This is a genomic window from Stenotrophomonas sp. STEN038 (genome assembly GCF_056759895.1).
Window position 1 is genome coordinate 103610 of the sequence record NZ_JBRRDW010000010.1, and the last position, 11419, is coordinate 115028.

Below are 11419 nucleotides of genomic sequence, written 5' to 3' on the forward strand. Positions count from 1 at the left end.
TGGCGCTCAGCGCGGCTTGGGCTCCACGCTGCTGCGCCATGCATCGAGGAACTGGCGGCGTTTTAGCGCATCCAGGTAAACCAGCAGCCCCGGCCCAAGCTGGATCGGCCGCCGGTTCTGGCCTGGATCGCTGTCACCGCCACAGTTGCGGATGATCGGCATCAGCCGTGCCTCGCGCGACAGCACCTGCTGGCCGCGCGCCGACAACAGGTAGTCGAGGAAGCGCTTGGCTTCGGCAGGGTGCGGGCTGTTGCGCGGAATCACCGCCGTGCGCAGCACCACCAGCGTGTAGTCCTCCGGCTCGACGATGCCCAAAGGCGCACCGGCATCGATACGCGCCTGCGCGTAGGAACCCAGCACGTTGTAGACCAGCGACAGCTTGCCACTGCTGACCTGGTCCAACAGCACGCCGGTACGCTCCTCGCGCACCACGCCGTTGTCACCCAGCGCGCCGAGCAAGGCACCGGCAATGCTGCCACGCTGTGCATCCTGGGTCGCCAGCAGATAGCCGACGCTGCTGCGTTCGATATCGTAGGTGCCGACCTTGCCGCGCAGCGGTGTGCCTTCGGCACGCAGCAGGTCCAGCAGCTGGCGGCGCGTGTGCGGTACTTTTGCCGCGGGCAATGCACGCGTGTTGTAGACCATCGCCACCGGCTCGTAGCTGATGCCGAAGGCTTCATTGCGCCACTTCGCCCAGGAAGGCACGGCTTCGGTCTGCGGCGAACGGTGCGGCAATGCGTGGCCATCGTTGACCAGCTTGGTCTGCAGGTCCATGCCACTGGAAATCAGCAGATCAGGCGTGGTCGCGGTGTTGCGGTCGCGCAGGAAACGCGCGTACAGGTCCTGGGTGATGATGTCTTCGTAAACGACTTCCGTGCCCGGATGCAGGCGCTGGTAATCGGCGATCACCACCGCGAATACTTCGATATCGGTGGTGCCGTGGATGCGCAGCTGCTCGGTCGCCACGCCCTGCGCTGGGAAACGCTGTACATCACCCGGCGCAGCGCGCAATGACGGTGCCAGCAGCAGGCCCAACAACAGGATCAACAAGCGGCTCATGCGGCATGCCTCGGCAGATGGATGGTGGCGACCAGGCCACCTTCTGGCCGATTGCTCAGGTCGATGCTGCCACCATGGCTTTCAACCACGCGCTTGACGATGGCCAAGCCCAGGCCGGCACCACCGGCAGGCGCGTTTTCACCACGTCCGAAGCGTTCGAACACGCGCTCGGCATCTGCGGCGCTGATGCCGGGGCCGTGGTCGGCGATGGTCAGCACCGCCTGCGTGTCCTGCACGGTCAAGGCGATCTGCAGCGGGCCATCGCCACCGTATTTCATCGCGTTGTCGATCAGGTTCTTGATCGCCTCGCGCAACAGCAAGGCGTCGCCGTTGACCTGCACCGCGCCGGTGGTGATCGCCAACTGCACGCGTGGCGCCGGGCCGGCCTGCGGCAGTGCTTCGTGCAGGGCCTGATGCACGGTTTCGACCAGGTCCAGCGGCGCGAAGCGCTGCAGGTTGGAGCGATGGATGACGCTGGCATCGCTGAGCAGCTGGTTCAACAGGCGACTCATATGGGTGGCGTTGCGCTCGATCGCACGCAGGCTGCGCTGCATGTCCTCGGGCTCTTCTTCATCCAGGGCCAGCTGCGCCTGTGCGCGCAATGCCGCCAGTGGCGTGCGCATCTGGTGCGCGGCCTCGGCCATGAATGCACGCAGGGTTTCGTTGCTGCTGGACAGGCGTTCCATGAAGCGGTTCAAGGCGCCAACCATCTGGTTCATCTCGCGCGGCACGCGCGTATCCAGCGGCTTCAGGTCGGACGGCTCGCGCCGCGACAATTCGCGCTCCAGCCGCACCAACGGACGGAACGCGCGGTGCACGCCGAAGGCCACCAAACCCAGCAACAAGGCCGACAGCACGCCGATGGCGATCAAGGCGCGGTTGACCATTTCCTGCGCCAGGGCAGCGCGCGCGCGCCGGGTCTGGCCCACCTGCACCTGCACTTCGCCCTGCGCGGACGCAGCAGCAAAGCTGCGTTTGACCACCACGAAGCGCACGGTTTCGCCGCTGTACTCGGCATCGAACAACTGCGGCTGGCTGCCGGTCTTGCGCGGTGCGAGCGGTAGGTCCTCATAACCGGTGATGGTCAGGCCACGGCTGTCAGCAACCCGGTAGAACACCCGGTCTTCCTCGGCCATCGACAACAGGTCCAAGGCCGCATATGGCAGATCCACCTGCCATTGGCCATCAACCAGTGCCACCGAATCGGCGATGGACAGCGCCGAAGACACCAACAGGTGATCGTAGGAGCGGTTTGCAGCACGTTGCCCGTAATCACGCGCGGCGAACAACAGCGCCACCGCGAACACCGCCAGCAACGCACCCAGATATAGCATCAAGGTGCGCCGCAATGAACCGGAGGCGTGGATCTCAGCCGTTGCCATCGTTACCGCCGTCGCTGGCCTCCAACATGTAGCCCACGCCACGCACGGTGGTAATGCGCAATGGCGCGGCCACCAGCTTTTTACGCAGTCGGCCGATGTACAGCTCGATGGCATTGGGCCCGGCTTCGTCGTCGAAGCCGAACAGACCCTTGGCTATCTCATCCTTGCCCACAACTTGGCCAAGCCGCCCGACCAGGATCTCCAGCAGACGGAATTCGCGGTTCGGCAGTTCGATCACTTCGCCGTCCAGGCTGACCCGGTGCGCGGCATTGTCGAACTGGAAACCGCCGATCTGCACCACTTCGCTGGCCTGGCCACGGCCTCGCCGCAGCAATACTCGACAGCGCGCCTCGAACTCGCGGAAATCGAAAGGCTTGCCGAGATAGTCGTCCGCGCCCACATCCAGCGCCTGCACCCGGTCCTCAATGCCATCGCGCGCAGTCAGCATCAGCACCGGCGTGCTGTCGCCGCGCTCGCGCATGCCCGCCAGCACGCGCAGGCCATCAAGCTTGGGTAGCCCAATATCCAGCACCACCAGATCGAAGCTCTGGTAGCGCAGCACGCTGGCTGCGCCCATACCATCGGCCTGCCAATCCACCGCATGGCCGTTGCGGCGCATGCGACGGATGATGGCGTCGGCCAGATCCGCATTGTCTTCAACCAGCAGCAGGCGCATCGCGGGGGAAAGTATCGGGAAGGCGCGAATGCTAACGCGGAAGCCGCAAAGACGCAGTGCCGGCCCGCATTGCTGCGCCGCACAAATCCCTGACAGGCGGATGACAGCTAGTCCCGGCCAGACTGCGGCCACGCACCAGCAGGTGCCCATGTTTGCCGCGCGCCTGGCGCGCACCTGGGAGGGTTTGTGGAACTGAGTGTTTTCCAAAAGCGCAGCCTTGCTGCCGCTGTCCTGCTGAGCCTGGGCGCTCCGGCGCTGGCCGCAGAAGACGATGGCCCGGTCACGGCCACCATCGGCGGCCGCCTGCACCTGGATTTCGCCAGCTTCGACAATGACCACCGTGGCACCCCGAACAAGGACGACACCGAGATCCGTCGCGCCTGGCTCGATGTATCCGGCAAGTTCTTCGTGGTCGACTACAAGCTGGAAGCCGATTTCTCCGGTGACCGCCCGGAAGCCAAGGACGTCTATGTCAGCCGTAGCTTCGGCGATGCCGGCAAGCTGACGGTGGGCCAGTTCAAGCAGTACTACTCGCTGGACGACCGTACCGGCTCCAACTACGGCAGCTTCCTGGAGCGCGGCAACGCCGGCACCAGCCTGGCCCCGCTGTACCGCCTTGGCGCCTCGTGGCAGGCCAATCCTGGCGACATGACCTGGGCGGCCAGCGTCTACAGCCTGGAAAGCATCGATGCCTGGCAGGTAAAGGGCCGCGCTGCGGGTGGCCGCGTCACCTGGGCGCCGAGTCCAGCCGCTGGCGATGTGCTGCACCTGGGCGTGTCGCTGGCCCGCGAGGCCTATGACAACCCAGGCGTGAATGGCGTTCCTGCCTTGCGCATCCGCCCACGCCCGGCCGGCCATCTGTCCGATGAAAGCCGCCTGACGATGGTCGACTTCTCGGCCGGCCGCGATACCGACGTCAACAAGTGGTCACTGGAATACGCGCAGGTGCGCGGCCCGCTGTCATGGCAGGGCGAGTTCAGCGGCGCCACCTTCGACGACGGCGCGCAACGCGGTGAGGTGATGGCCGCCTACGGCATGCTCAGCTGGTTCGTCACCGGCGAATCGCGCAGCTACGACCGCAAGACCGGCCGCTTCGCCCGCATCAAGGACATCCGCCACAAGCCCGGCGCATTCGAAGTCGCCCTGCGCTACGACCAGATGCGCGGCAACCAGCACCTTGATGGCCAGCCCGACCTGCGCAACGGCAGCACCGAAGCCTGGACCCTGGCGGGCAACTGGTACCTGCGCGACAACCTGCGTTTCATGCTCAACCTGATCGACAGCCGCAACCGTAATCGCCTGACCGATACCACCGTGGACCACACCCGCGCGGTCACCGGCCGCCTGCAGTTCGATTTCTAAACACCCCCTTCCCGTCCTGTCTCTTCAAGGAGTCTGCAGATGATGCTGACCATCCTCGGCTTCGGCATGGTCCTGACGTTCATGTATCTCATCATGAGCAAACGACTGTCGCCGCTGGTCGCCCTGATTACCGTACCCATCGTCTTCGCCCTGATTGGCGGCTTCGGTGCCGGCCTCGATGACATGATGCTCGACGGCATCAAGAAGATCGCGCCGACCGGCGTGATGCTGATGTTCGCCATCCTCTACTTCGGGGTGATGATCGACGCAGGTCTGTTCGATCCGCTGGTGCGCATCATCCTGCGCATCGTCAAGGGCGATCCGCTGAAGATCGTGATGGGCACCGCGGTGCTGGCGATGCTGATCTCGCTCGATGGTGATGGCTCCACCACGTACATGATCACCGTGTCGGCAATGCTGCCACTGTACCGTCGGCTGGGCATGAACGCGCTGAGCATGACCTGCGTAACCATCCTCGCCGGCGGCGTGATGAACCTCACCCCGTGGGGCGGCCCGACCGCGCGTGCGGCCACTGCCCTGCACGTGGATCCGGCAGATGTGTTCGTGCCGCTGATTCCGGCGATGGTTCTGGCATGCGCCGGCATCCTCGCACTGGCCTGGTACCTGGGCATGAAGGAACGCCGCCGTCTTGGCGTGGTCGCCCTGCCGCATGGCGGCTCGTGGATGGACGCCAGTGTTTCCGATGACAGCGATGCGCTGCCGACCGTGGAAGACGCCGAAGACACCAAGCGGCCGAAGCTGCTGTGGGTCAACTTCGCCCTGACCCTGGCGTTGATGGCGGCACTGGTGATCGGCCTGCTGCCGATGCCGATCCTGTTCATGGTCGGCTTCGCCATTGCACTGGTGATCAACTACCCGAACCTGGCCGAGCAACGCCGTCGCGTGGTCAACCATGCAGGCAATGTGTTGTCGGTGGTGTCACTGATCTTCGCTGCGGGCATCTTCACCGGCATCCTGTCCAACACCGGCATGGTCGAAGCGATGTCGCGCGGCTTCCTGTCAGTGATTCCGGAAGCCTGGGGCCCCTACCTGGCGGTGATCACCGCCGTGGCATCGATGCCCTTCACCTTCTTCATGTCCAACGACGCCTTCTATTTCGGCGTGCTGCCGATCCTGTCCGAAGCAGCGGGTCACTACGGCATCACCCCGGTGGAAATGGCACGCGCTTCGCTGGCCGGTCAGCCGGTGCATCTGCTCAGCCCGCTGGTGCCCTCGACCTATCTGCTGGTTGGCCTGGCCAAGGTGGATTTCGCCGACCACCAGAAGTTCACCCTGAAGTGGGCCGTGCTGATCTCACTGATCCTGATGGCCGGCAGCCTGCTGTTCGCCCTGTATCCATTGGCCGCCTGAGCGGCACCGACCTGACGCATTGGAGAGCACCATGACGCTACGTATCGCTTACGTCACCAGTGGCATGGGCAGTGTAGGCACTGCCATCTGCCAGACCCTGGCCCGCGCCGGCCACACGGTTGTGGCAGGCTGCGCGCCGGATTCACCGCGCAAGGCCAACTGGATCCGCGAGCAGCGCGAACTCGGCTTTGATTTCATCGTCTCCGAAGGCAATGCTGCCGATTGGAACTCCACCACCGCTGCGTTCGCCAAGGTGCGGGCGGAAGTGGGTGAAGTGGATGTGCTGGTCAACAACTCCGGCGGTAGCCGCGACATGCTGTTCCGGCAGATGAGCACCGAGGACTGGAATGCGGTGATCGCCTCCAACCTCAACACCTTGTTCAACCTGAGCAAGCAGGTGGTTGATGGCATGACCAACCAGAACTGGGGCCGCATCATCAACATCGGCTCGGTCAGCGCACAGAAGGGCCAGATCGGCCAGGTCAACTACGCAACGGCCAAGGCTGCGATGCACGGTTTCAGTCGTGCGCTGGCTGCCGAAGTCGCCGCGCGTGGCGTCACCGTCAACACCATTTCGCCGGGCTATATCGCCAGCCAGGCGATCAGCAGCTTCCCGCCGGATGTGCTCGACCGGCTTGCGGCCTCGGTACCGATCCGCCGCCTCGGCAAGCCCGAAGAAGTGGCTGCGCTGTGCGCGTGGCTGGCCAGCGATGATGCGGCCTATGTCACCGGCGCTGATTATCCGGTCAACGGTGGTCTGTACATGGGTTGATGTTGCGATTGATGGATGCAACACCGGACGCCGCGCTTTGTCGCGGCGTTTTTTTGGGAGGCCTGCGCACCGTTGCTGTCGAGCGTCCGGTGTTTCATATCGACTGCGTCGCACTTCTGTTCGCATCTGTGCGCAAAACACCGTGGAACAGCAATGTTTCGCATCTGCGTAAACGAGCTTTAACAATCGTCCGACAGGCTCCTTGGACCGGCGTACACGCCGGCCTTTCCATGGACCCGGTAGACAATGAATCTCCAACGCCTCAGCTTCGCCATCACCCTCGCCCTGTGCACAAACCACGCCTTCGCCGAAGCCGCTGCAGACAGCGGCGCCTCCGCGCAGACACTGGATACGATCTCGGTGATCGGCCAAGGCCAGACCCGCCAGGTGCAGCGTATCGGCGAGGTCGACAAACAGGTGTTGCCGCCGGGCAGCAGCGGCCAGAAGATTCTCGATCGCCTGCCCGGTGTCTCCGTGCAGTCCAACGACGCCTTCGGTGCCAACGAAGAATCACAGACCATCAGCCTGCGCGGTTTCGACAAAACCCGTCTGGGCTATACGCTCGATGGCATCCCGCTCGGCGACAACAGCTATGGCAACTACAACGGCCTGAGCATCGCCCGCGCCATCATCGCCGAGAACCTGGGCGGTGCCGAGTTGTCGCAGGGTATAGGCTCGCTGGGCGTGGCCTCGACCAGCAACCTGGGCGGGGCAATCCAGTACTTCTCGCAGGACCCGTCCACGGTGTTTGGTGGTCGCGCCAGCGTCACCGTCGGCGATGACAACCAACGCCGCGGCTACCTGCGCGTGGATACCGGCGACCTGAATGGTTTCTCGGCCTATGTCTCCGGCGTGCACCAGGACGCGGACATGTGGGCCGCGCCACACCAGAACCAGACCACCCGCCAGTTCAATGCCAAAGCAGTGTGGAATGTTGGCGATCACCGCTTCGGCGCCTTCGTCGCCACCTCGCGGGCCAGCCAAGCCAACTACGCCTACCTGTCCAAGAGCATGCTGCAGCGTGGACTGGGCTATGACTGGAACATCTACGCACCGGATTGGGACCGCGCGGTGGCTGCCGCCTATTGCGCACCGGCGACCTTCGACGCCACGCGCTGCGCCTTCAGCGGCGGCGTAAACAGCATCGACGATGCCTACTACCAGAGCCGCGCCCTGCGCGACGACAACCTGTACTCGCTTGACGCCGACTTATGGCTGGCCGACAACCTTGAGCTCAAGCTGCTGGCCTATCACCACGACAACCGTGGCCAAGGCCACTGGTGGGCACCGGGCCAGGCCTCGCATCCGGGCACCGACAAGATGCTGCCGATCTCCATCCGCAGCACCAACTACACCATCGATCGTCAGGGCCTGACCGCTGCGCTGTCCTGGAATGTCGGTATCCACGAACTGGAAGCCGGCCTGTGGTTCGAGCAGAACGACCACAACGTCGAGCGCAATTTCTACTACATCGACGGCCCGTTCCTCGACGACACCTACCTCGAGAATCCGGACCGTCGCCTGTTCGACCAGGACTTCGACATCCGTACGCGCCAGTTCTACGTGCAGGACCGCATGCGCTTCCTCGATCAGCGCCTGACCGTGGATATCGGCATCAAGAGCCCGAACACCCGCATGCGTGCCACCGCAAAGCCAGGCACCGAGCAGAAGCTCGCTTCGGGCACGTTGACTGCCAAGGAATCGCTGCTGCCGCAGCTGGGTGTCGGCTTCAAACTCAATGCCAACAACGAGCTTTTCGCCTCGTATGCCGAGAACATCGCCGCTTTCGTCGGTGGTGGCAGCGGCGGCCCGCTGCAGGTTTCGCCGGAGTCGTTTGCCGCCAGCGCCGGCCTGGAACCGGAGAAGTCCAAGACCTTTGAAGCCGGCTTCCGTACGTTCGGCAGCAAATACCAAGCCTCGTTGGCCGCGTATCACGTGATGTTCGACAACCGCCTGCTCTCGCTCAATCCCTGCACCAGCATTGAAGTTGGCACGCGCCCGGAATGCATCACCCGCTTCATCAACGTCGGCTCGGTGAAGAGCCAGGGTGCGGAACTGACCTTCATCCTCAAGCCGACGCAAGGCCTGCAGTGGTACAACGCGCTGTCCTGGAACAAGACCACCTACGAGGACGACTATGTCTCCGGCGGTGCCATCGTACCGGTGGCCGGCAAGATCACCGTCGATACCCCGCAGCGCATGGCCTCCAGCGAACTGAGCTGGAACCGCGATGGCTGGTTCGCCAGCCTGCGCGGCAAGTACACCGGCAAGCGCTACTACACCTATACCAATGACCAGTCTGTGCCGGGCGTGACCACCTTCGATGCCGGCGGCGGCTACAGCTTCGGCCCCGGTCTGGGCCTGCAGAACGTCAAGGTGTCCTTGAACGTCACCAACCTGACCAACAAGCGCTACGCCGGCCAGCTCAGCTCGTTTGCCCCGACCGACCCCAACGGCACCCGCTACGCCATCCATGCCAGCGCGCCGCGGCAGATCTTCATGACAGTGGGCGCGGAGTTTTAAGCCTTTCAAGCCCCTTCCCTTTGGCGCAGCCAAAGGGCACTAAACCCCCTCCCTTTGGCCGAAGGCCAAGGGGAGGGTTGGGGAGGGGTGCTTTTCGCGTCATCCGCAAACCCCAAAGCAAAAGCCGACCCCTCCCCAACCCTCCCCTTCGCTGCGCGAAAGGGAGGGGGCTGAGCATGGCTCCGTTCCAGTTCCGTGCGCGCGGCTGATTCCCACACCTGAACAACCCCCACCAGCAAAGCCGCCCCAGCGCCCCAGTCCGCTAAACTGACCGCCGTTTTTTGCCATAACGCCGGTCATCATCATGCTGCACGCCCAGGTTCACCTCACCCTCCCCGTCTGGATCCACGACGCCGTCGACTGCGACCGCGCCTATACCAGCGATGCGGACAAGGTGGCGCTGGCCATCGAGCTGTCTCGACTGAATGTTGAACACGCCAGCGGCGGCCCGTTTGGCGCAGTGGTGTTCGGCCCCGACCACAAGGTAATCGCCGCTGCGGTGAACCGCGTGGTGCCGCACGCAACCTCGCTGGCGCATGCCGAAAACATGGCGTACATGCTGGCCCAGCAGAAGCTCAACACCCCGCGCCTGAACGCGCTGCTGTCGCCGATCACCCTGGCTACGTCCTCGCAGCCCTGCTGTCAGTGCTACGGCGCCACCGTCTGGGCCGGTATCGACCGCCTGCTGATCGGCGCCTGCGCCGCCGACGTGGAAGAACTGACCCCGTTCGATGAAGGCCCTCTGCCGGCCGATTGGGCCGGTGAGCTGAACAAGCGCGGCATCGAAATCGTGCAAGGCATCAACCGCGACGACGCCCGCGCCGTACTGCACAGCTACGGCAAGAACGACGGCGCACGCTACTGAGCTGAAGCCCCTCTCCCCCGGGAGAGAGGTTGGGGTAAGGGTTGGGCAGGCCGCATGCTGTCTGCTACCCAGGCTTAACCCACCCTCATCCGCCCCTACGGGGCACCTTCTCCCAGCGGGAGAAGGAAGCCCACCCGCAACACACCAAGGATTTCCATGACCGGCCTGCTCTGCTACTGCCGCCAAGGCTTTGAACCGGAACTGGCCGGCGAATTGAACGACCGTGCCGGCCATGCCGGCATTGCCGGCTACGCCCGCACCCAGCGCAACGATGGCTACGTGGTGTTCGTCACCGACGAGGCCGAAGCACTGGACCAGCGCCTGCCCTGGCGCGAGCTGATCTTTGCCCGCCAGAAGCTACGCGTGCTGGCCGAACTGCCGCAGCTCGATGCCAGCGATCGCATCACCCCGATCATCGCCGCGCTGGAAGGCCAGCAGCGGTTTGGTGATCTGTGGGTGGAGCACCCCGATTCGGATGCCGGCAAGCCGCTGGCCGGCCTGGCCCGTGCCTTCGGCAATGCGCTGCGTCCTGCGCTGCGCAAGGGTGGCCTGCTCACCGACAAGCCCAACGGCAAGCTGCCGCGCCTGCATGTGGTGTTTGTTGATGGCACGCATGCCTTCGTCTGCGTGTCCGATACCCGCGACAGCGCACCGTGGCTGTTGGGCATTCCGCGTTTGAAGCTGCTGCCGGATGCGCCCTCGCGTTCGGCCTTGAAGCTGGAAGAAGCCTTAATGACCCTGCTTACGCCGGAAGAACGCGAAGCGCTGGTGGTCCCCGGCATGCGCGCGGCTGACCTGGGTGCTGCGCCTGGCGGTTGGACCTGGGTGCTGACCCGCCAGCATTTGCGCGTAAACAGCATCGACAACGGCCCGCTGCGTCAGCATGTGCTGGATACCGGTCTGGTCGAGCATCTGCGTGCCGATGGTTTCCATTGGCAGCCGGAAGCCCCGTTGGACTGGATGGTCTGTGACATGGTCGAACAGCCACGCCGCGTTGCCGAACGCATGGGCACCTGGCTGCGCGAGGGTTGGTGCAAGCACGCCATCTTCAACCTGAAGCTGCCGATGAAGAAGCGCTGGGATGAGACGCGTCTATGCCTGGATCTGTTTGCCGAGAAGGCCGACAAGCCGCTGACCATCCGCGCCAAGCAGCTGTATCACGACCGTGAGGAAATCACGGTATTCGTGACCCCAAGAGCCAAGGGCCTTTGATCAAAGCCCCTCTCCCGTTCACGGGAGAGGGGTTGGGGTAAGGGCAGCCTTTGCTAGCGCTTCAAGCTTGGGCATTACCTGTAGTGGGGGGGGGGGGGGGGGGCGGGGGGGGGGGGCGCGCCGGCAGCCGCCGGAGGGCGGCGGCGTCGCGACGGCGCCCCCCCCCCAAGGCGGCCACACCACGCAGCCCCCCCGCC

The 11419-nt window shown here is 64.3% G+C and carries 9 protein-coding genes; 6 read left to right on the forward strand and 3 right to left on the reverse strand.

The features are described 5' to 3' along the window. Positions 1 to 6: 6 nt before the first annotated feature. From ACVOLS_RS06380 to ACVOLS_RS06390, 3 genes are read right to left on the reverse strand one after another with little or no spacing between them, the layout of a single operon-like run. Entirely contained in the window at positions 7 to 1059 is a 1053-nt protein-coding gene (locus tag ACVOLS_RS06380; RefSeq protein ID WP_481544913.1) for an ABC transporter substrate-binding protein, read from the reverse strand. Further along, positions 1056 to 2441, reverse strand: coding sequence for a sensor histidine kinase N-terminal domain-containing protein (locus ACVOLS_RS06385; RefSeq protein ID WP_481544914.1), 1386 nt, complete (start codon positions 2439 to 2441; stop codon positions 1056 to 1058). Before ACVOLS_RS06385 ends, ACVOLS_RS06380 begins: the two co-directional genes overlap by 4 nt. Then, positions 2428 to 3117: a response regulator gene (locus tag ACVOLS_RS06390; RefSeq protein WP_481544915.1), complete on the reverse strand. Its 690-nt coding sequence runs from the start codon at positions 3115 to 3117 to the stop codon at positions 2428 to 2430. Before ACVOLS_RS06390 ends, ACVOLS_RS06385 begins: the two co-directional genes overlap by 14 nt. Positions 3118 to 3303: 186 nt before the next feature. On the opposite strand from ACVOLS_RS06390, the gene ACVOLS_RS06395 reads away from it, so the two are divergent. The 6 genes from ACVOLS_RS06395 to rlmM all read left to right on the forward strand — a co-directional run bounded on the left by ACVOLS_RS06395 (position 3304) and on the right by rlmM (position 11222). Then, positions 3304 to 4479, forward strand: a complete 1176-nt coding sequence (locus tag ACVOLS_RS06395; RefSeq protein WP_481544916.1) for an OprO/OprP family phosphate-selective porin — start codon at positions 3304 to 3306, stop codon at positions 4477 to 4479. A 42-nt stretch (positions 4480 to 4521) separates the two neighbouring features. After that, positions 4522 to 5850, forward strand: a complete 1329-nt coding sequence (locus tag ACVOLS_RS06400) for a CitMHS family transporter (RefSeq protein ID WP_296247257.1) — start codon at positions 4522 to 4524, stop codon at positions 5848 to 5850. A gap of 31 nt (positions 5851 to 5881) precedes the next feature. Beyond that, the gene (gene phbB, locus ACVOLS_RS06405; RefSeq protein WP_481544917.1) at positions 5882 to 6622 is read left to right on the forward strand and encodes an acetoacetyl-CoA reductase; all 741 of its coding nucleotides are present in this window, start codon (positions 5882 to 5884) and stop codon (positions 6620 to 6622) included. Positions 6623 to 6868: 246 nt separating this feature from the next. Beyond that, positions 6869 to 9145: a TonB-dependent receptor gene (locus ACVOLS_RS06410; RefSeq protein ID WP_481544918.1), complete on the forward strand. Its 2277-nt coding sequence runs from the start codon at positions 6869 to 6871 to the stop codon at positions 9143 to 9145. A gap of 304 nt (positions 9146 to 9449) precedes the next feature. Then, a complete protein-coding gene (locus ACVOLS_RS06415; RefSeq protein ID WP_481544919.1) occupies positions 9450 to 10010 on the forward strand; it encodes a nucleoside deaminase in 561 nt (186 codons plus the stop codon). A gap of 156 nt (positions 10011 to 10166) precedes the next feature. After that, positions 10167 to 11222 carry a 23S rRNA (cytidine(2498)-2'-O)-methyltransferase RlmM gene (gene rlmM, locus ACVOLS_RS06420; RefSeq protein WP_481544920.1) on the forward strand — a complete coding sequence of 352 codons (1056 nt, stop codon included), beginning with the start codon at positions 10167 to 10169 and terminating at the stop codon, positions 11220 to 11222. Positions 11223 to 11419 lie beyond the last annotated feature (197 nt).

Bases quoted from the DNA above. Each gene is read 5' to 3' on its own strand.
- ACVOLS_RS06380 (WP_481544913.1), bottom strand. From the start codon at position 1,059: ATGAGCCGCTTGTTGATCCTGTTGTTGGGCCTGCTGCTGGCACCGTCA.
- ACVOLS_RS06400 (WP_296247257.1), top strand. From the start codon at position 4,522: ATGCTGACCATCCTCGGCTTCGGCATGGTCCTGACGTTCATGTATCTC.
- ACVOLS_RS06410 (WP_481544918.1), top strand. From the start codon at position 6,869: ATGAATCTCCAACGCCTCAGCTTCGCCATCACCCTCGCCCTGTGCACA.
- ACVOLS_RS06390 (WP_481544915.1), bottom strand. From the start codon at position 3,117: ATGCGCCTGCTGCTGGTTGAAGACAATGCGGATCTGGCCGACGCCATC.
- ACVOLS_RS06385 (WP_481544914.1), bottom strand. From the start codon at position 2,441: ATGGCAACGGCTGAGATCCACGCCTCCGGTTCATTGCGGCGCACCTTG.
- ACVOLS_RS06415 (WP_481544919.1), top strand. From the start codon at position 9,450: ATGCTGCACGCCCAGGTTCACCTCACCCTCCCCGTCTGGATCCACGAC.
- phbB (WP_481544917.1), top strand. From the start codon at position 5,882: ATGACGCTACGTATCGCTTACGTCACCAGTGGCATGGGCAGTGTAGGC.
- rlmM (WP_481544920.1), top strand. From the start codon at position 10,167: ATGACCGGCCTGCTCTGCTACTGCCGCCAAGGCTTTGAACCGGAACTG.